Annotated in this window: 19 protein-coding genes; 13 read left to right on the top strand and 6 right to left on the bottom strand. The window is 36.8% G+C overall.

What is annotated here, in order from left to right; all coding sequences use genetic code 11:
• Positions 1-3 precede the first annotated feature (3 nt).
• Genes BN53_RS05535 through holA form a run of 3 tightly spaced genes read left to right on the top strand, consistent with a single transcriptional unit; the run spans position 4 to position 3,909 of the window.
• Positions 4-678 carry a helix-hairpin-helix domain-containing protein gene (locus BN53_RS05535; protein WP_009559946.1) on the top strand — a complete coding sequence of 225 codons (675 nt, stop codon included), beginning with the start codon at positions 4-6 and terminating at the stop codon, positions 676-678.
• The gene (locus tag BN53_RS05530; protein ID WP_009559945.1) at positions 647-2,929 is read left to right on the top strand and encodes a DNA internalization-related competence protein ComEC/Rec2; all 2,283 of its coding nucleotides are present in this window, start codon (positions 647-649) and stop codon (positions 2,927-2,929) included. The genes BN53_RS05535 and BN53_RS05530 overlap by 32 nt, the downstream gene beginning before the upstream one ends.
• Positions 2,926-3,909 carry a DNA polymerase III subunit delta gene (gene holA / locus BN53_RS05525; RefSeq protein ID WP_040537338.1) on the top strand — a complete coding sequence of 328 codons (984 nt, stop codon included), beginning with the start codon at positions 2,926-2,928 and terminating at the stop codon, positions 3,907-3,909. Before BN53_RS05530 ends, holA begins: the two co-directional genes overlap by 4 nt.
• 49 nt (positions 3,910-3,958) lie before the next feature.
• On the opposite strand, the gene rpsT is transcribed toward holA, so the two are convergent.
• Complete coding sequence (rpsT, locus tag BN53_RS05520; RefSeq protein ID WP_009559943.1) at positions 3,959-4,210, bottom strand: 30S ribosomal protein S20; 252 nt, start codon at positions 4,208-4,210, stop codon at positions 3,959-3,961.
• A 204-nt stretch (positions 4,211-4,414) separates the two neighbouring features.
• Between rpsT and rpsO the strand changes: the two genes are divergently transcribed.
• The 8 genes from rpsO (at position 4,415) to BN53_RS05480 (ending at position 14,228) form a co-directional block, all read left to right on the top strand.
• On the top strand, positions 4,415-4,684 hold the full coding sequence (rpsO, locus tag BN53_RS05515) for a 30S ribosomal protein S15 (protein WP_009559942.1): 270 nt from the start codon (positions 4,415-4,417) through the stop codon (positions 4,682-4,684).
• A gap of 154 nt (positions 4,685-4,838) precedes the next feature.
• Positions 4,839-6,665: a ribonuclease J gene (locus tag BN53_RS05510; protein WP_009559941.1), complete on the top strand. Its 1,827-nt coding sequence runs from the start codon at positions 4,839-4,841 to the stop codon at positions 6,663-6,665.
• 9 nt (positions 6,666-6,674) lie between these two features.
• Positions 6,675-7,502 (top strand): hypothetical protein, encoded by an 828-nt coding sequence (locus BN53_RS05505; RefSeq protein WP_009559940.1) that lies wholly within the window; start codon positions 6,675-6,677, stop codon positions 7,500-7,502.
• A gap of 184 nt (positions 7,503-7,686) precedes the next feature.
• On the top strand, positions 7,687-8,877 hold the full coding sequence (tuf, locus tag BN53_RS05500; RefSeq protein WP_009559939.1) for an elongation factor Tu: 1,191 nt from the start codon (positions 7,687-7,689) through the stop codon (positions 8,875-8,877).
• A 146-nt stretch (positions 8,878-9,023) separates the two neighbouring features.
• On the top strand, positions 9,024-10,334 hold the full coding sequence (tig, locus tag BN53_RS05495; protein WP_009559938.1) for a trigger factor: 1,311 nt from the start codon (positions 9,024-9,026) through the stop codon (positions 10,332-10,334).
• A gap of 146 nt (positions 10,335-10,480) precedes the next feature.
• Entirely contained in the window at positions 10,481-11,749 is a 1,269-nt protein-coding gene (clpX, locus tag BN53_RS05490; RefSeq protein WP_009559937.1) for an ATP-dependent Clp protease ATP-binding subunit ClpX, read from the top strand.
• A complete protein-coding gene (yihA, locus tag BN53_RS05485; RefSeq protein ID WP_009559936.1) occupies positions 11,739-12,326 on the top strand; it encodes a ribosome biogenesis GTP-binding protein YihA/YsxC in 588 nt (195 codons plus the stop codon). Before clpX ends, yihA begins: the two co-directional genes overlap by 11 nt.
• Before the next feature lie 279 nt (positions 12,327-12,605).
• Positions 12,606-14,228 carry an ABC-F family ATP-binding cassette domain-containing protein gene (locus BN53_RS05480; protein WP_009559935.1) on the top strand — a complete coding sequence of 541 codons (1,623 nt, stop codon included), beginning with the start codon at positions 12,606-12,608 and terminating at the stop codon, positions 14,226-14,228.
• A 110-nt stretch (positions 14,229-14,338) separates the two neighbouring features.
• Here BN53_RS05480 and BN53_RS09760 read toward each other — a convergent pair whose 3' ends face one another.
• Complete coding sequence (locus BN53_RS09760) at positions 14,339-14,482, bottom strand: SPJ_0845 family protein (RefSeq protein ID WP_009559934.1); 144 nt, start codon at positions 14,480-14,482, stop codon at positions 14,339-14,341.
• Positions 14,483-14,615: 133 nt separating this feature from the next.
• Here BN53_RS09760 and BN53_RS05475 point away from each other — a divergent pair, with 133 nt between their 5' ends.
• Positions 14,616-15,131 (top strand): SA1002 family membrane protein, encoded by a 516-nt coding sequence (locus BN53_RS05475; RefSeq protein ID WP_009559933.1) that lies wholly within the window; start codon positions 14,616-14,618, stop codon positions 15,129-15,131.
• Here BN53_RS05475 and BN53_RS05470 read toward each other — a convergent pair.
• The 4 genes from BN53_RS05470 to BN53_RS05455 form a co-directional block, all read right to left on the bottom strand.
• Positions 15,128-15,655, bottom strand: a complete 528-nt coding sequence (locus BN53_RS05470) for an NUDIX hydrolase (protein WP_009559932.1) — start codon at positions 15,653-15,655, stop codon at positions 15,128-15,130. The genes BN53_RS05475 and BN53_RS05470 overlap by 4 nt on opposite strands.
• Positions 15,656-15,718: 63 nt before the next feature.
• Positions 15,719-16,645, bottom strand: a complete 927-nt coding sequence (locus BN53_RS05465) for a nucleoside hydrolase (protein WP_009559931.1) — start codon at positions 16,643-16,645, stop codon at positions 15,719-15,721.
• Positions 16,646-16,742: 97 nt separating this feature from the next.
• The gene (locus BN53_RS05460; protein ID WP_009559930.1) at positions 16,743-18,191 is read right to left on the bottom strand and encodes a 6-phospho-beta-glucosidase; all 1,449 of its coding nucleotides are present in this window, start codon (positions 18,189-18,191) and stop codon (positions 16,743-16,745) included.
• A 61-nt stretch (positions 18,192-18,252) separates the two neighbouring features.
• Positions 18,253-18,993: a GntR family transcriptional regulator gene (locus BN53_RS05455; protein ID WP_009559929.1), complete on the bottom strand. Its 741-nt coding sequence runs from the start codon at positions 18,991-18,993 to the stop codon at positions 18,253-18,255.
• Between the two features lie 240 nt (positions 18,994-19,233).
• On the opposite strand from BN53_RS05455, the gene BN53_RS05450 reads away from it, so the two are divergent.
• On the top strand, positions 19,234-19,569 hold the full coding sequence (locus tag BN53_RS05450; protein ID WP_009559928.1) for a PTS sugar transporter subunit IIB: 336 nt from the start codon (positions 19,234-19,236) through the stop codon (positions 19,567-19,569).
• The last annotated feature ends 14 nt before the right edge of the window (positions 19,570-19,583 follow it).

Here is a 19,583-nt window from a genome sequence, read left to right as displayed (position 1 = left end):
TTTATGGATATTGATTTAATCAAAAAATTTATCAAAGAAAAGAAGAATTATCTGCTTATTGGAATCTGTTTATTGGCAGTAGTGTTTCTTCTTTTTAGAAAAAATGATCAAACAGATGATCAATTAGTTGGAAGCTATTCTGAAAATAGTGCTACAAGCAAAAGGGTGCAGGACAAAGAAAATGCTACTAGTAGCCAAACTGCTGCCTCTAGTCAAAACAGTAGTACTGTGACCTGCGATATTTTTGGAGCTGTGAAGAGGCAAGGCGTATATACTTTGAAAAGTGGCGCCAGAGTGCAGGAATTAATTGAAGCTGCTGGGGGATTGACTAAATCAGCAAATATCAAGGTAATTAATCGGGCATTGATGTTAAAGGATCAAGATAAGATCTATGTTCCTCATAAAGGCGAAAAAATTGCTGCACAGGCCGGAAATGAGGCGACTACCTCAACGTCTTCATCCGCTGCATCTGACAATAAAAATGCGGAAATAGTCAATATTAATACAGCCACGGTTGATCAATTGCAAAAATTAAATGGCGTAGGTCAAAAAAGAGCTGAGCAGATCATTGAATATCGTGAGAAAAATGGTGGATTCAAGAAGGTCGAAGACATAATGGAAGTCTCTGGAATAGGAGAGAAGATTTTTGCAGGTTTCAAAGATCAATTGGCAGTTTAAACTAACTCAGCCAGGGCTGCTCTTTTTATTGGCTGCTTGGCTGATTTCGTGCAGCTTGTTAATTCAAGCAAATTTCGGACTAGCACAAAAAATTGTTGTTTTGGCAATTGCTTTGTACTTTTTGGCTCTTTTGCTAGTTAAGTATAAAGAAATGTTGATTTTGATCTTGCTTATAAGTTTGGGATCTTGTTTGGCATGTTCTTTTAGCAATCGAAATCGGCGAATTTATTCAGAGCTTACTCCTGAAAGTAAGATTTTGGTTTACCCAGATCAAATAAGCATAAAGGATGGCTGGCTATCTGGAAAAGGTCATATCGGACGGCAAACAGTTTTGCTTGCTGGAAAAGTAAAAAAGCAGCAGATAGCTAAAGGACGAAGCTTTTATTTGACTAATATTAAAGGAGAAATCAGACCGATAGATGGAGCCACGAACTATGGTGAATTTGATTATCAACAATACAGCCGGGATAAAAATATTTATCAACGAGTCAGCTTTAAAGAAGCTGAGTTTATTTATTCTAAGCAAAGATGGATTGATAAATTGCATCAGATCAGATATTATTTGCAACAGTATTTTGCCAAAATGCCGGCTTTATTAGGATTTTTTACTAGTGAATTGTTTTTGGCTGAAAATCCATCCAGAGATACCCGGCAGATTTTAAATAATTATCGAGATCTTGGCGTAATTCATTTGTTGAGTATTTCAGGACTTCATGTGGGAATTTATACGCTAATTATCAATCTTATCTGCTATAAATTGAAACTAACTGAAGAAGAAGCATTTGTTTGCTGTTTGTTAATTTTGCTAGTTGAAATATTTTTGAGTGCGGGCCAGGCCGGATTTATCCGTGCTTCTTTAACTTATGTTCTTGGAAAAATAACCAAATGGCATGGCTGGATGTTTAGCAAGCTAGATCTGTTAGGGCTGACTTGCATACTTCATCTATTGCTTGTTCCTAAATTATTTTTAGGAGTAGGTGCAATACTAAGCTATGTCTTAATGCTAGGATTAATTCTGACAGAAAAACTTTCGCAATTTAAGCAATCGCTTTTTCTGAATTTGCTTTTGACGCCATTTCTTTTGTATTTTTTCTTTCAAATCAATTTTTTAACTGTCACTTTTAACTGGATTGTAGTACCATATTTTAATTTCATAGTTATGCCAATTGTCTTCGTAAATTTATTTGTTTATGCAATTAATCCTGCTTGGTCGCTTTATTTTGAAAAAGTGCTGCGAATATTTGAATACGAGATTTATGAAATAGCTCAAAAGCACTGGGGCTTAATTACTTTTGGTAAAATAAATTGGTGGCAATGCATTATTTTGTTTTTGGTTACGATTGTTTTGATCCTTTACTGCTGTCAGCCTAAATGTAATTTAAAAATAAAAAATAGCCTGAAATTAGGCTTGATAGCTGGATATATTGCCTGTTTTGTTGGAATTCATTTTCCGCTTTCAGGGCAGGTGACTTTTATTGATGTTGGACAAGGGGATAGTATTTTAATTACAACACCAGTTTTTCGCAAAGTTTATTTGATCGATACAGGAGGAAAGTTGAATTTTTCTAACAAGAAAATTGATCCGCAACTTAATCGAATAACTATCCCATTTCTGAAAGCAAAAGGAATAGGCAAAATTGATGGAGTTTTTGTCACTCATCAAGATGCTGACCATGTAGGTGATTTGCGCGAACTGCTCAAACAGATAAAAGTAGAAAAATTGTATTGTGCTAAGGGTTTATTAGAGAATAAATCCTTTAAAAAAAGAATTGATGGGGTGGTTAGAAATACGGATATCATTGAACTCTTAGCAGGGATGCAGGTTAATACTGGCAAAATCAACTTTGAGGTTGTTTATCCATATGTAGAAGGACAAGGAAAAAACGAAGATTCATTATCGCTAACCTTTGTTTTAGCTAAAAAGCGCTGGTTATTTACAGGGGATTTGGATCAAGCTGGTGAAAAAGAAATCATTAAACACCAAGCATTTAAAGTCGATTATTTCAAATTAGGACATCACGGCAGTAAAACTTCATCCAATCCGGAGTTTTTGCAAGCTATAGCACCTAGGATGGTATTTATTTCTGCCGGGCGAAACAATCGATTTGGGCATCCCCATCAAGAAACCTTGTTAACGCTTAGCCAGCAGAGAATACCGTGGGTTTCGACTCAAGAATGTGGTATGATTAGCTGGTATTATAACGATTTTGATCAAACAAAATTTGAATTTTTTAATCGAGGTAAAAAGTGACAATTCTATCTTTATTTAAAAATAGTAGCAAACAAAATAACACTCTCATTTATGGGAGTGATAACTTTTTGAATGATTATGTAGTTGAATCTATTTCTAAAGAAGATAGGTTCAATTCTTTTGATAAAATTACGATTGATTGTGAAGTTGATGGCTTAGATGAATTGATCGCTGTTTTAACAGAAGCAAGTCTGTTTTCTAGTCAGCGATTAATTACTGTCAAAAATCCATTCTTCTTGACTGCTAAAAGTCCTAAAAAGTATGAAAGTCAAGTTAAGCAATTGCTTCAGATCTTTCAAAACAGCAATAATTTGGATGATGTAATTATCATTGAAGCAAGTTATGAAAATATCGATCGACGCAAGAAAATTAGTAAAGTTGCAGTGGCAAATTTCAATGTTGTCGAAACACAAATCAAGCAATACGAGCTTCCATCCTTTATCAAGTCTTTGATAAAGCTAGAAGGATATCAGATCTCACAATCTGCTTTGCAGATGTTATTGGATCGAAGCGATCAAGTGGTTGATATTGCTTTAAGCAATTACGTAAAATTGAAAAATATTAGCGATGGCAATAAATTGACCGAAAAATTGATTGATAGCAACATAGATATGTCGTTAGCACAAAATATCTTTGCAATTTTAGAATCAGCTTTTGGTGGTAAGTATAGTGAAGCCGTTAAGCGACTTGATGATCAACTAAGAGAGGGCGTATATCCAGTTCAATTAATTGCAGTGTTTCAAAATCAGATTGAATTGCTACTGATGGTTAAAGTTCTATCTAAAAGAGGTAGATCAGAAATGCAAATCGTGAAAGAATTAGGCGTTCATCCTTACCGGGTAAAGCTTGCTTTGAAATCACGGGCAACGGCCGAAAGGTTAAAGCAGTTATTAAATCAGTTAATTGAACTAGAATTTAAATATAAGTCTGGAATTTATCGCGACAATAGCTTTATCAAATTATTTGTTTTAGGTGTTTAAGGGTAAAATAAAAAGATCAGGAAATTTAATTCCTGATCTTTTTTATTCATTACTTAGCTAACTTAGCTAAACGGCTCTTGTCACGAGCAGCTTTGTTCTTATGGATTAAACCTTTTGAAGCTGCCTTGTCCAATGCGCTTTCTGCTTCCAAACGTAATTTGGAGGCGTCTTCGTCGCCAGCTGCAGCTGCAGTCTTGAACTTCTTTACAGCAGTTCTTAACTTGTTCATTTGAGCAGCGTTACGCTTTCTAGATTCTTCTTGAGTCTTTACACGCTTAATAGCTGATTTAATTTGTGGCATGAATTTCACCTCCATCAGTCGATAGTTTTACTTTAATGATTATACTTAAGAATAGTGATAAGTGCAAGGTAAATTATACTTGCTTTTTAAAAAAATAGCAGGTATCATATATGATGTTGTTGAACCATTGACGCTGTTTATTCGTATACACCTTACGGTAAACGTTGTTAGTGGCAATTTTAAATATTGAAAGGTGAAATAATTATGGCAATTTCAAAAGTAGAAAAAGACGCTATTATTAAGGAATACGCAACTCACGAAGGTGACACTGGTTCTGTTGAAGTACAAGTTGCAGTTTTAACTGCTGACATCAACAACTTGACTGCTCACATGAAGGAACACAAGCACGACCACCACTCATACGTTGGTTTGCTTAAGAAGATCGGTCACCGTCGTAACTTGCTTCGTTACTTACAAAATAATGATGTTGAACGTTACCGTAGCCTTATCAAGAGATTGGGATTACGTCGTTAATCTTAAAAAAGTCAATCCGTTTGGATTGGCTTTTTTGTTTTTGTCATCATGTATGTCTTTATGCTAAAATTAGTACAGATTTATGTCTACGTTGTGATCTAAAGATCCATAAGTTTTAAAAAAACAAATTAATAAGTATAGGAAAGAGTTAATGATGGCAGATCAAATCAAAATTATGATTTTGAGCGGCGTTCGTGAACAAGGAAAGGATATGTTTGCCGTTCAAGTTAACGATGAAATATTTGTATTGGATGCAGGACTAAAATATCCAGACAGCTCTTTGTTTGGAATTGATGTAGTTATCCCAGATTTAAATTTCTTTGAACAATATGGAGATAAAGTTGCGGGGATTTTCTTAACTCATGGACATGCTGATTCAATCGGAGCATTGCCATATATTTTAAGAAAATATGATATTCCAGTATTTGGTTCCGAGTTGACAATTGAATTAGCTAAAATTGAAGTTAAGCGCGAAAATAAAAAGATCAAGAATCATCTATTTAACGTCATCGATGCAGATACTGAAATTGACTTCAAGAATGCAAGCATTTCATTCTTCCATACAACTCACTCAATTCCTGATTCATTAGGAATTGTCGTACATACACCAGCTGGTGAAATCGTATATACTGGCGACTTTAAGTTTGATCCAACTGCTGATCCAATGTATCGAACTGACATGGATAGATTAGCAGAAATTGAAACTAAAGGCGTATTGGCGCTTTTGAGTGATTCTTCTAATGCTGAAAGTTGGTATCCAAGTGTTTCAGAGCAAGATATTGCACATTATGTAACAGATGTATTTAGAAATGCCAAGGGACGAATTATTGTTGCCGCTAAGGCAAGTAACTTGAACCGCGTGCAAGAAGTTATTACTGCAGCAGCAGTTACTGGTCGCAGAGTGCTTTTAACTGGTAGAGACTTAGCTAAGATTGTCAGAACAGCAATGGATTTGGGATATTTAGATATTCCAGACGGACTTTTAATGCGCGTAAAGGATTTAAAGACTGTTCCAGATGATAAGACAGTTATTCTTGAAACTGGCAGAATGGGCGAGCCATTGAATTCATTGCAAAAGATGGCTAATAAGCGTCACAGCATGATTCGCATTCACGAAAATGACTTGGTCTTTATTGCGACTACGCCATCTCATGCGGTTGAAACAATGGTAGCTGAAACTAGCGATATGGTTTACCGCGCAGGTGGTAGGGTTATCGAACTAGGTAGAGATAAGCATACTAGTGGCCATGCCACAGGGCGTGATTTGCAAATGCTAATTGACATCTTAAAGCCGAAATTCTTGTTCCCAGTAATTGGTGAATATCGTTTGATGGAAATTCATCGCGATTTAGCAATTAAAACCGGTATGGATAAGAATAATATCTTTATTTCCCATAATGGTGAGTCTTATGACTACGACTTTAAGCAAGAAAGATTCTTCTTATCAGCTCCAGTTCCAGGCGAAGATATTATGATTGATGGTTCCGGTGTCGGCGATGTTGGTAATATCGTTTTGCGTGATCGTGAAATATTGTCTGATGATGGTATTTTCATAGCTGTAGTAACGATTGATCGCAAGAAGAAAAAGATCATTGCTCAACCTCAAGTAACTAGTCGAGGCTTTGTCTACATTAAGGCAAATCATCAATTGATGAGGGATGCAGTAGAACTGATCAAGACTACGATTGCCAATAACTTTGAGCACAAGAAGTTTGATTGGACAGAATTGAAGCAAGATATTCGCAATGATTTAGAAAAATTCTTGTACAAACAAACTAATCGTCGTCCTGTCGTTCTTCCAGTTGTAATGGAAGTAAATCAAAATCGTCACCGAATTGCTCAAAAGAAGGCTGGCGAGGCAGAACAAGATGAAAAAGCAACTAAGCGCCCAAAGAACACAAAGAATCGTTCACCAAGACACAAGACAAACAATTCAAATAAAGCTGGAAAGAAAGTAGCAGACAAGGAAGACAAGGAATAGTATTTTAAAATGAATAGCCAAGAAAATTTATATCAACTTGCTAAAGAAAGCGATGCTCAGGGTAAGTTGGAAGAAGCAATTCAGTATCTTGAAGATGCACTGAGAATTGGGTATTCAAAGAAAATAGCAGTTTATCTTTCACGGCTATATTGTAAGAATGATCAAAATGATCAGGCATACTCACTAATCAAGGAGGAGTCTGATCTTTTTTCAGATCAAAATATCTTTGATACTTATTGTCAAATTCTTTCAAGAAATAATTTCTTTATTGAAGCTGAAGAACTTCAAAGACAGTTAAATCAAAAATTAAATCTAGTAATTGAACCAGTATCTGAATCAGAACAAAACAAAATCATGGCTGATTTTAGAAACCAAAAGGAAGTAACTTTGTCAGATTATCAGCAATTGCTGAAGCTGAATCTGTCTAATTTTATGAATTTTGCGCAAAGTTTATTATTGGATCCTACGACAAATTTTGCTGTAAGAATATCCTTATGTGAGGATTTGATCAGACTAAAAATTGATGAAGAGATCAGTGTGTTAGTCTTAGGAAAGCTGGAAAAATTTATTCCATTGCAAACAGAATTAATGCAGAAATCTCCAATATACCGCGAAATCATGTATGGAGTGGGCGATAGATATCGCAATCGACCTAATCAATTGCCATATGTAATTGGAGAAGTAAACTTGTTTGTAGGGCAGTTATATCCGCTGCTAGCAAATTATATCAGCAACACTGCTAGCTTCACTAGAAACATGCTTGATTTTATCGAAAATCGAAATGGACACGAAGATCAGCTTCTTTTAGAGAAAATTGCAAGCAACTTGCCAAAATAATTTTGTAAAAACAGTTTACTTTTAAACACGATTTAGTATAATTAGCTAAGGTTATTTTCATTAGTACAAACTCCGATATTTTTTACTAGGAATTTGCGAATGAAAGTAGTACAATATTCAACAGAGAATTATCCGTTAGCTTATCTCAACGGACTTCTTGCAAATATACAGGAGGGTCATTTTAATGGCAGAAAAAGAACATTACGTTAGAACTAAGCCACACGTTAACATTGGTACTATTGGTCACGTTGACCACGGTAAGACTACTTTAACTGCGGCTATTACTACTGTTTTAGCTAAGCAAGGTTTGGCAGAAGCTAAGGACTACGCTGGTATCGACGCAGCTCCAGAAGAAAAGGAACGTGGAATCACTATCAACACTGCCCACGTTGAATACGAAACTGAAAAGCGTCACTACGCACACATGGACGCTCCAGGACACGCAGACTACATCAAGAACATGATCACTGGTGCTGCTCAAATGGATGGTGCTATCTTAGTTGTTGCTGCAACTGATGGTCCTATGCCTCAAACTCGTGAACACATCTTGCTTGCTCGTCAAGTTGGTGTTGACTACATCGTTGTATTCTTGAACAAGTGCGACTTAGTTGACGACCCAGAACTTATTGACTTGGTTGAAATGGAAGTTCGTGACTTGTTGAGCGAATACGATTACCCTGGTGATGATGTTCCTGTTGTTCGTGGTTCAGCATTGAAGGCTTTGGAAGGTGACGAAGAAGCTCAAGCTAAGATCATGGAATTGATGAACATCGTTGATGAATACGTTCCAACTCCAGAACGTGAAACTGACAAGCCATTCTTGATGCCAGTTGAAGACGTATTTACTATCACTGGTCGTGGTACTGTTGCTTCAGGACGTATTGACCGTGGTCAAATCAAGGTCGGCGATGAAGTTGAAATCGTTGGTTTGGTAGAAAAGGTTATCAAGTCAGTTGTTACTGGTTTGGAAATGTTCCACAAGACTTTGGACTTGGGTGAAGCCGGCGATAACGTTGGTGTATTGCTTCGTGGTATTGACCGTGACCAAGTTGTTCGTGGTCAAGTATTGGCTGCTCCAGGCTCAATCCAAACTCACGAAAAATTCAAGGCACAAGTTTATGTTTTGAAGAAGGACGAAGGTGGTCGTCACACTCCATTCTTCTCAGACTACCGTCCACAATTCTACTTCCACACTACTGATATCACTGGTGAAATCGTATTGCCAGAAGGTACTGAAATGGTTATGCCTGGTGACAACACAGAATTTACTGTTACTTTGATTAAGCCAGCTGCCATCGAAAAGGGTACTAAGTTCACTATTCGTGAAGGTGGTCGTACCGTTGGTGCCGGTCAAGTTACTGAAATCCTTGACTAATTTCTAACGATATATGTAAAAGATGCACTTCTTCATAAGGAGTGTATCTTTTTTTATCCTAAAATTTGTAATTTAAGTCTGTTTAAGGTAAGATATTTTAGTATGCAAGTAGCAAACTCAAATTTGACATTGGAGGTATTTAATTAATGTCTGTTAAATGGGAAAAGACCGGTAAGACTTCCGGTGAATTAACTTTTGAAATTTCACAAGAAGAAATCAAATTAGGTTTAGACCAAGCTTTTAAGAGAGTAAAGAAGAACTTGCGTGTTCCTGGTTTTAGAAAGGGTCACGTATCACGTGCTATTTTCGATCAATTCTACGGCGAAGAAGCATTGTACGAAGATGCTTTGAACATGGTTTTACCAAACGCATATACTGCAGCTATCAAGGAAGCTAAGATTGCTGCTGTTGGTCAACCAAGAATTGAACCAGTTTCAATGGACAAAGGTGCAGCTTGGACTATGAAGGCTATCGTTTCAGTTGAACCAGAAGTTGAATTGGGCGAATACAAGGGCATCGAAGTACCAAAGCAAAACACTCGTGTTTACGCAAAGGACATCGACGCTGAATTAGAAAAGCGTAGAGAATTGAACGCTGAATTAGTTCTTAAGAAGGACAAGGCTGAAAAGGGCGACACTGTTGTAATCGACTACAAGGGTACTATCGATGGTGAAGCATTTGACGGTGGTTCAGCAGAAAACTACTCACTTGAATTAGGTTCAGGCGTATTTATTCCTGGTTTCGAAGATCAACTTGAAGGTCACGCAGCTGGCGAAGACGTTGATGTTGTTGTAACTTTCCCAGAAGAATACGGTGCAAAGGATCTTGCTGGTAAGGAAGCTCACTTTGCAACTAAGATTCACGAAGTTAAGACTAAGCAACTTCCAGAATTAGACGATGAATTCGCTAAGGATGTTGATGACTCAGTTGAAACTCTTGATGAATTAAAGGAAAAGATCAAGAAGGAATTGAAGGAACAAAAGGAAGAAACTGCTAACGACAACATTCAAGAAGCTGCTATTGAAGGTGCAGTAAAGAATGCTAAGATCGATGAAATTCCTGACGCAATGATCCAAGAAGATGTAACTGCTCAAATGAACCAATACTTGGGTGGTATGCAACGTCAAGGTATCGACCCTCAAACTTTCTACAAGTTGACTAACACCAACGAACAACAAATGAGAGCTCAATTTGCAACTAATGCAGAAGAAAGAATTAAGACTAACTTGGTTCTTGAAGCAATCGTTAAGAAGGAAGATATCAAGGCTACAGAAGAAGAAATCAACGACGAAATCAAAGCTCTTGCTAGCGAATACAACATGGATGAAAAGACTGTTCGTAACACTTTGAGCGATGAAATGTTGACTCACGACATTACTGTTCGTAAGGCAATGGAATTAGTAACTGACAACGCAAAGCAAGTTGCTAAGGCTAAGTTGGAAGAAAAAGAAGACTAAAATAAACACAAGCGATCAAATTATTGTTTGTTAAGAAAAAAGGTGACTGTAGAGCAGTCGCTTTTTTCTTTATTAAGCTAATTGCTTTATTATCTTCGATTTTATGATAATCTTAAGTTTGTAAATATAGGAAGGGGAGAAAATTTATGCCAACACAGTTCCCAGAACAAGAAGAAATAAAATGTTCTTTTTGCGGCAAAACACAAGCAGAAGTAAAAAAGATTATTGCTGGTAATGGTGTTTATATCTGTAATGAATGTGTGGACCTTTGCAAGAGAATAATTGACGATGAACTAAAGGCTGATTATTTGAAGAGTTCTAGTGAATTGCCTAAGCCAATGGAAATCAAGGAAAAGCTTGATGAATATGTAATTGGTCAAGATTACGCTAAGAGAGTCTTATCAGTAGCCGTTTATAATCACTACAAGAGAATTGGCCAAGCAGATATTGATTCATCAACTCAACTTCAAAAATCAAACATTGCAATGATCGGACCAACAGGTTCAGGTAAAACATACTTGGCTCAAACTCTAGCTAGAATCTTAAATGTGCCATTTGCAATTGCAGATGCTACTACATTGACTGAAGCCGGTTATGTTGGTGAAGACGTTGAAAATATCTTGCTAAAATTGTTGCAAAATGCTGATTACGATTTGGAAAGAGCAGAACGAGGCATCATCTATATCGATGAAATTGATAAGATTTCTAAAAAGGCAGAAAATGTCTCAATCACTCGTGATGTATCAGGCGAAGGCGTGCAACAATCCTTGCTAAAGATTTTGGAAGGTACGATTGCTTCTGTGCCACCTCAAGGTGGTAGAAAGCACCCACAACAAGAAATGATCCGTATGGATACTACTAATATTCTATTTATTGTTGGTGGTGCCTTTGATGGTATCGAAGAAATCGTTAAGAACCGTTTAGGCAAGAAGACTATCGGTTTTGGTGCAGAAAACGATTTGAACACAGTTGATGCTGATGATTGGACTAAGCACTTAACTACTGGCGATTTGGTTAAATTTGGTTTAATTCCAGAATTTATTGGTAGAATTCCGGTAATTACTACTTTAAACAAGTTGAACAATGAAGACTTGATTCGAATTTTAACTGAACCAAAGAATGCATTGATTAAGCAATACCAAAAATTATTATCGCTAGATAACGTAAAATTGACTTTTAACCCTGATGCATTGCAGGCCATAGCAGAACTAGCTACTGACAGAAATATGGGTGCACGTGGCCTTAGAACGATTATTGAAAATGCATTAATGGACATTATGTTCAGAACTCCAAGTGATGATGACATCAAGGAAGTTCAAGTAACTAAAGAAGTTATCACAGAGCATGCTCAACCAAAGATAATTCGTCATAGTGATGATGAACTAGATGAAAAGGTTTCAGCCAATGATAATTAAAAAGAGTGAATATGCCGTAAGTGCAGTTAAAGAAAGCCAATACCCTAAAGATAATTTTCCTGAAATTGCTTTGGCCGGTCGATCAAATGTAGGAAAATCTAGTTTGATCAATACCTTAATCAATCGGAAAAATTTAGCTCGAACGTCTTCACAACCGGGTAAGACACAAACTTTAAATTTTTATCGAATCAATGGCGAATTTTATTTAGTTGACGTACCAGGGTATGGATATGCTAAGGTATCACAAAAAAAGCGCCAAGAGTTTGGTGAAATGATTCAAGACTATCTTGAAACTCGAGAAAATTTAAAAGGTTTGATGATCTTGGTTGATGGTCGACATGAGCCAACCCAAGACGATATTGCTATGTATCAATACGCTCAATATCTTGACCTTCCAATTTTGGTTGTAGCTACAAAAATCGATAAGATTAAGAAAAGCCAGGTGAATAAAGCTATTTCAGTTATTAAAAAGTCTTTGGGCTTAAGAGACAAGGATCAGCTTTTGACCTTTAGTTCCGTTCAAAAGTTTCATTTAGCTGAATTGCAAGGCTGGGTGGAAGATAGATTAGAAGACTAGTGGGGCTAAAGCGTCTATATCCTTTTTTTGCCAAAACATGGTAAAATATAACTTGGGTAGGGTCAACTACCTAGTATGGAGCTATTAGCTCATGGTATACTCATATTTATTTTTCTGGTATGTCATTCAGGGTAGACATGCTAGATGTTCTTATATATCTTTTAAGAGGAAAATTCTGTGTGAGGAATTTTTCTCTTTTTTGTTGGTATTACCGTTGAATATTCTGTATAATTAACCAAATAATGATATAAGTGTTTTTAGAAGGGAATTGCTAACTTAATGATCACTGTTTCAGACTTAAGTCTCAACTTATCAGGAAAGACCTTGTATGAAGATGTCAATTTGAAATTTACTCCAGGAAATTGTTATGGAGTAATCGGAGCAAATGGTGCAGGAAAGTCTACATTCCTAAAGTTGCTTGAAGGTCAATTTGAACCAACAACCGGTCAAATTAGTATTGATCCAAATGAAAGAATGTCCAGTTTAATCCAGGACCACTTTGCCTTTGATAATTTTTCAATCATGGAAACGGTTATCCAAGGTCATAAAGAACTCTACCAAGTAATGCAAGAAAAGGATGCTCTTTATGCTAAGCCTGATTTTAGCGATGAAGATGGAGTTAGAGCTGCAGAATTAGAAAGCAAATTCGCTGAGCTAGATGGCTGGAATGCAGAAGCCGATGCTGGTAAATTGTTACAATCTATGGGCTTTACTGAAGACCAATATGACATGCTAATGAAGGATTTCCCTGAATCAGCTAAGGTTAAGGTATTGCTAGCACAAGCTTTATTTGGAAATCCTGACATCTTGCTTTTGGACGAACCTACTAACGGTTTGGATGTTCATACCGTTGAATGGTTAGAGAACTTCCTAGCCGAATATCCAAATATTGTTATTGTAGTTTCGCACGACAGACACTTCTTGAATCAAGTATGTACGCAAATGTGTGATGTGGACTTCGGTAAGATTACGCTTTATGTTGGTAATTACGATTTCTGGTACAAGTCAAGTAAGCTGGCAGCTGAATTAGCCGCAAATCAAAATGCCAAAAAAGAAGAAAAGATCAAAGAGTTGCAAGAATTTATTGCAAGATTCTCAGCCAACGCCTCAAAATCAAAGCAAGCGACTTCAAGAAAGAAACAGCTTGAAAAAATCACACTTGATGACATTCGTCCATCATCAAGAAAATACCCATTTGTTAAGTTTGATCTTCACCGCGATTTAGGTAATGACTTACTAAAAGTTGAAAATGTTTCTTATTCTGTTGAAGGCAAGAAGCTTTTAGACAACGTATCATTCATTGTTCGTCCAGGTGACAAGGTTGGATTCTTATCAAGAAATACAGTTGCTACAACTGCTTTGATGGAAATTATTGTAGGTAATATTAAGCCTGACACTGGCACTGTAACTTGGGGTCAAACAACCGCCTTTAATTACATGTCTCGCGATTTGAACGCTAACTTCAACAATGATGATCTATCAATTTTAGATTGGCTACGTCAATACGCTGATAAAGAACAGGACGACAATACTTTCTTAAGAGGTTTCTTGGGTAGAATGCTTTTCAGTGGGGATGACATTGAAAAGAAGATCAATGTTCTCTCCGGTGGTGAAAAGGTTCGTTGTCAATTATCTAGATTAATGCTTCAACCGGCGAATGTATTGGTGATGGATGATCCAACCAACCACTTAGATTTGGAATCAATTACTTCGCTAAACGATGCTTTGGTAGCTTACAAGGGGTCAATCTTGTTTACTTCTCACGACCATGAGTTTATTCAAACGATTGCCAACCATATCATCGAAGTAGGACCAAAGGGAATTATTAGCCGAATGGATACCACTTATGACGAATTCTTAGATAGTCAAGATATCCAAGATAGAGTTGAACAACTTTACTAAATAAATTTATAAACTCGAAGTCCAGTTAGGATTTCGAGTTTTTTGTAAATAAAAACCACATCCATATTCAATATGGACGTGGCTTTAATGAATTAAGCAGAAGGATAGAGCTACTTTTTTTGATCGCTATCCTTTTTTTCAGCTTTTTCTTGTTCCTTTCGCTTGTTCATAGGTGACTTCTTTGGATCAGGAACAACTGCGAACTTTTCGAGCATTTTGTCTAAATTGTTAGGGTTATCAAATGTTAAGCCCATAATGAACTTCCTTTCGTTATTCAGTGTGATACAATACGAGTATTGCTGAATTTATATCTTTATTGTACAGGGAAATAAAAATATCAGTCAAATTTTTATTGCTAAAAGCAATATTTGCTAGGTGGGATAAGCAATGCGATTAACGTATATCTTTTTATCAATCTTAATAGTCACAGGATTAATAGTTACTTTTCGGGCAGAAGATAGATACCAATGGATTAAAGCTGGGATAATCTTTGTAGTTCAAATTATTTGTTCGATCATTAATTTTATCCTGCTCTTTTTAGTAAGTTTTATTTTGATGAGCAATGACAAGTATATCAACTTTGGCAACTTGTTTATGCTCCTAGCTTTATTCATTTTGATATCAGGCATCCTGCTTTATTGGGGGATGCGACTGATTGGTAAAGTTATTCGCTTTTCAAATACTACCTTAACCTTAATTGAATACTACATTCAATGGATTTTGATCTATGTAACAGTTTACCAAGCTATTTTTAGCAATTTAAAGCACATCAAGGGGTTAGGAGAATATATCCGAGTGGGGAATTTCCTTGATCCTAATGTGATTGTCTTAACTATCTTGCCATCGTTTATTTCAGCTTGGATATCAATCATCATGTACAAGCGCTATACTAAGGCAATTTAGTCTTCGCTATAATATAGATCATGTTTCTTGGCCATTACTGCAATTAAATTGATGAAATCGCTGAAGTAAGGGATAAATTCTTGAGCAAAGATCATTTGATTTATTTCAGCTAAGCTAGCCCATTTTACGGCAGTTACTTCTTCTTTTTGCAAAGTTAGCTCATCTAGGTCTACATCAAGTTCAAGGGTGTAGAAGTCACAGAATCCTGCTGGAAAGTGGGTAGTTAATTTTGGCCGAGTATTGCTAAAATCAACTGACAATCCCAATTCTTCTTTGAGTTCGCGTTCAATAGCCATTTGACTACTTTCTCCGCTGATGACAGATCCAGCAGCAGAAATGTCCCACATACCTGGAAATAGAATCTTATCTTGATGGCGTTTTTGAATTAGCATTTGACCTTGTGAATTAAAAATAACGACTCCGCAAGCAATTCTGTAGGTATCTTTTGGCTGATATTGGTCTCGAATCATTGTTTGATCGGGTAATTTTTGCCGGTTGATATCGTACAAGTCAAGGATTTCCATAATTTCACCTCATATCATTTTGACTTAAAAGCCATAGCTTTTGGCTATGGCTTTTTAATTATCTTATTTTCTCATCAATAGCTCGTCGACCTTCTTAAAGAATAAGTCCTTATCGGCCTTAGTTACTAAGGTAAGTGGTCGGCCATCCTCATCTTCATAAGTCTTGCCAGCTGCTAGACCTTCGGTCACGACTTTAGCTTTAACTTCTTTAACCGTCGCAATTTCTGGATATAATGCACACATGGTAGTTAAGACATCCCATAAAAAGAGTTCAGCTGTTGGAACAGAAACAATTAAACTATATCCTTGTCCAGCTAAATCGAAGGCTGGATAGCATCTAAGGCTACTAAGGTGCATTCTAAATTTATCATCCAATGGCAATTCTTCAGAACTTTCTAGGCCAATCATCGTAATTTTGATTTTAGAATCAAAGACAGTTTTGACCGCTTCAGGATCCCAAAAGGCATTCCATTCTTGGCTGCCGTCTGCAGTTATAGTGAAGACATTGCCGTGTCCATCTAATGAACCACCCATCCAATATAATTCTTTGATCTTATCTTGAATTTCTGGTGCTATTTCAAGTGCGCGAGCTAAATCGGTCAATGGACCAGTCATAACTAGAGTGACTGCCTGACTTGAATTCTTTAATTTATCAATCAAATCTAGGTGTGCAGGCAAGCTTGCTTGTTTGGTGGTAACTTTTCCCGATTCATTTAAAATAGGCAAATAGTTGAAGGAATATGAAGCCATTCTCCATTCGCTAGGAAATTCGTTGACAGGGCGTGAATTGGACTTAGCAATCTCGATTTCATCACCGCGCAAGTTGAAGCGGTCAGTCATTTTTCTGCAAGCTTCAACTGAAGGCTCAACATAACCATCTGCTCCAATAGTACCTACGCCGAGCAGGTGAATATCAGGTGCTTGCAAAAGTAGGAGGTAAGAGATGAAATCATCTACATTTCCATCATGGTTAAAATAAATTTCTTTCATGCTATATTCCTTTCTGATTTTAAACAGCTAACTAAGTAAATTTTACTAGATAAACTAAAAAAGAACCCGTATTTGGGTTCTTTTTTAAAAATTATTATTATTTAAGATCTTCGCCGTTTGATGAGATGACCTTTTGGTACCAATAGAAGGAATCCTTCTTTGAACGAGCTAAAGTACCTTCACCAGCATCGTTTTTGTCAACATAAATGAAGCCGTAACGCTTATCCATTTGACCAGTACCAGCAGAAACCAAGTCAATGCATCCCCATGGAAGGTAACCCATTAAGTCAACGCCATCTAGATAAACAGCTTTTTCCATTTCAGAAATGTGGCTGCGTAGGTAATCGATTCTGTAGTCATCGTGGACACTGCCATCTGCTTCAACCTTATCGTATGCCCCAAGACCATTTTCAACTATGAAGAGAGGTTTGTGGTAACGGTCAGTTAAGTGGTTCAAAGCAATTCTCAAGCCCTTAGGATCAATTTCCCAGCCCCAGTCGCTACGTTCAAGCGTAGGGTTTTTAGCAATTGCCTTGGCCAAGTCGTGCAATTCATCAGGTTTTACGTTTTCTGATGATACAGTTGTAGTTTGGTAGTATGAGAAGGCAACATAATCAACAGTACCTTCAGTCAAAGCTTGTCGATCAGCGTCGGTAATGTCTGGACGGTAGCCATTTCTTACGATATATGCTTCAACTTCCTTAGGATATTCACCAAATACGTGTACATCTGAGAACCAATCGCGTCTTTGTTCAAACTTATCAGCTAAAAGTACGTCATCAGAAGATGGAGTAAGTGGACGAACTGGTGAGTAGTTAATCATACAACCAATTTGGAAGTCAGGATTAATTTCGTGACCAATCTTAATAGCTAAAGCAGAAGCCACTAATTCATAGTGAGCTGCTTGATACATGGCAGCTTCTTTTTCTTCGTCAGTCATACCTGGCGTAAATAGAATACCTGAGTTTGTTGCCATTAAGAAGTCGTTGTTAAAACTTGATTGATTGTCAATTTCGTTGAAAGTCATCCAATATTTAACAGAATCCTTGTAGCGCTTAAAGCAAACTTCTGCGAATTTTACAAAGTAATCGATCATCTTACGGTTGGTAAAACCACCATATTCCTTGATCAAATGGAATGGAATTTCAAAGTGTGAGAGTGTGATAACTGGTTCGATACCATACTTGTGGCAAGTTTCAAATAAGCGATCGTAAAATTCCAAACCAGCTTCGTTAGGTTCGGTTTCATCACCTTTAGGGAAAATTCTAGTCCAGGCAATTGAAGTTCTAAAAGCCTTGAAGCCCATTTCAGCCATTAATTTGATATCTTCTTCATAATGGTGATAGAAGTCAATAGCAGAGTGGTTAGGGTAGTTCTTGCCAGGAATTACTCCATCAGTGATTTCTCTAGGTTGAGTTGCTGAACCAACAGTCATAACATCGGCAACTGACATACCTTTGCCATCTTCATTCCATGCGCCCTCTAATTGGTGAGCAGCTACAGCGCCACCCCATAGGAAACCTTTAGGCATCTTTGCTGAAAACATATTTACAATAACCTCTCTTTCGTATGTAAATGAAATCGTTTACATACGAATTATACTTTTTTTATGGTTCGTAATCAAGAGGGTATTGATTGACAAGAGGATCATTTTCAAAACTGACAGAGCCACGATCGAATCTAATGTGGGATTCGCTTAGTTCAAATGGACGTCCATCAACGAGAAAATTCTTTTGGTGAAGACACAAGATTGGATCATCTGCCTGACAATTTAAATAGCGGATATCATAACTGTCAGCTTTTTGTGCAGTAACAATACATGAGGATTTTCCAATTCCAAATTTTAAATCATTTTTTACATGGGCATAGATAGACTGGGCGGCCACTTTTTCAGTTAATCCAGGGATGCGATTTACTGGAATAATAATGTATTCTAAATTTATTTCTTTTTGATTGACTGCATGCATGCGGCAAATATCATATACAAGGTCATGTGCTTCGATTTGCAATGAATCTACTTCTGTATTTGAAGGCATGCGCATCTTATAAGAAATCAATTTATTTGAGACATCAAGCTTGCCTTGTAGCGAATGTGAATATCCCTTATTGTCAGTGGCATCGAAGTTCAAAAATACATCAGGCAAGGTCTTAGAAACTATAAAAGTTCCATGTCCTTTGACAGTTTTAACTAAATTTCGTTTAGATAATAATTTTAAAGCACGAACAATAGTTACCCGGCTAGTAGCATATATCTCTGCAAGTTCATGTTGGTCGGGCAATTGCTCAGAATAAAAGTGAGAGTGGATTTTATTCTCAATATCATCGGCAATATCTTTATACTTACTCATTTTTACTCGTTTTCCTCCATAGCATATGCGGTATGTAAACATATGTACAAAAATATTGTACAACAAAAGGCCGATAAATAAAGCGCTGACAACGATATCAGATATCAGCTGCAAAAAAGTATATACTTTATTTACCGCATGTTCAAAAAAATGTTTACAAACAAATGTAAGCGGTTTATAATAAAACCGTAAACAAGAGAAAGCCCTATCAAGGGATTTGAATTTATGGAGGCATTTATTATGGCTAAGAAGACTATTATGTTAAACTGTGCTGCTGGTATGAGCACTTCATTACTTGTTACTAAGATGCAACAAGCTGCTGAAGCTCAAGGCTTAGATAGAGAAATCTTTGCTTGCCCTGCATCAGAAGCTGACCAACACTTAGAAAAGGGCGGCATCGACGTAGTATTGCTTGGGCCTCAAGTAAGTTACATGAAGGGTGACTTTGAAGGCAAGGTTAAGGGCAAAGGCGAAGGTGGCAAGGATGTTCCTTTGGGCGTTATTGATATGCAAGCTTACGGCATGATGAATGGCGAAAAGGTTCTTGCACAAGCTGAAGAATTGATGGGCGAATAATTTAGAAAGAGTAT

The organism is Lactobacillus pasteurii DSM 23907 = CRBIP 24.76, assembly GCF_000297025.1.
GTDB classification, from domain to species: Bacteria; Bacillota; Bacilli; order Lactobacillales; family Lactobacillaceae; genus Lactobacillus; species Lactobacillus pasteurii.
This window is presented reverse-complemented; position numbering and strand designations above follow the sequence as displayed.

Excerpts from the sequence above, each read along its gene's own strand:
- BN53_RS05480 (WP_009559935.1), top strand. The coding sequence starts at position 12,606 with ATGATCACTGTTTCAGACTTAAGTCTCAACTTATCAGGAAAGACCTTG.
- BN53_RS05470 (WP_009559932.1), bottom strand. The coding sequence starts at position 15,655 with ATGGAAATCCTTGACTTGTACGATATCAACCGGCAAAAATTACCCGAT.
- clpX (WP_009559937.1), top strand. The coding sequence starts at position 10,481 with ATGCCAACACAGTTCCCAGAACAAGAAGAAATAAAATGTTCTTTTTGC.
- BN53_RS05465 (WP_009559931.1), bottom strand. The coding sequence starts at position 16,645 with ATGAAAGAAATTTATTTTAACCATGATGGAAATGTAGATGATTTCATC.
- BN53_RS05510 (WP_009559941.1), top strand. The coding sequence starts at position 4,839 with ATGGCAGATCAAATCAAAATTATGATTTTGAGCGGCGTTCGTGAACAA.
- tuf (WP_009559939.1), top strand. The coding sequence starts at position 7,687 with ATGGCAGAAAAAGAACATTACGTTAGAACTAAGCCACACGTTAACATT.
- BN53_RS09760 (WP_009559934.1), bottom strand. The coding sequence starts at position 14,482 with ATGGGCTTAACATTTGATAACCCTAACAATTTAGACAAAATGCTCGAA.
- BN53_RS05535 (WP_009559946.1), top strand. The coding sequence starts at position 4 with ATGGATATTGATTTAATCAAAAAATTTATCAAAGAAAAGAAGAATTAT.
- BN53_RS05455 (WP_009559929.1), bottom strand. The coding sequence starts at position 18,993 with ATGAGTAAGTATAAAGATATTGCCGATGATATTGAGAATAAAATCCAC.
- BN53_RS05475 (WP_009559933.1), top strand. The coding sequence starts at position 14,616 with ATGCGATTAACGTATATCTTTTTATCAATCTTAATAGTCACAGGATTA.
- BN53_RS05460 (WP_009559930.1), bottom strand. The coding sequence starts at position 18,191 with ATGTTTTCAGCAAAGATGCCTAAAGGTTTCCTATGGGGTGGCGCTGTA.
- BN53_RS05505 (WP_009559940.1), top strand. The coding sequence starts at position 6,675 with ATGAATAGCCAAGAAAATTTATATCAACTTGCTAAAGAAAGCGATGCT.
- yihA (WP_009559936.1), top strand. The coding sequence starts at position 11,739 with ATGATAATTAAAAAGAGTGAATATGCCGTAAGTGCAGTTAAAGAAAGC.
- tig (WP_009559938.1), top strand. The coding sequence starts at position 9,024 with ATGTCTGTTAAATGGGAAAAGACCGGTAAGACTTCCGGTGAATTAACT.
- rpsO (WP_009559942.1), top strand. The coding sequence starts at position 4,415 with ATGGCAATTTCAAAAGTAGAAAAAGACGCTATTATTAAGGAATACGCA.
- BN53_RS05450 (WP_009559928.1), top strand. The coding sequence starts at position 19,234 with ATGGCTAAGAAGACTATTATGTTAAACTGTGCTGCTGGTATGAGCACT.
- rpsT (WP_009559943.1), bottom strand. The coding sequence starts at position 4,210 with ATGCCACAAATTAAATCAGCTATTAAGCGTGTAAAGACTCAAGAAGAA.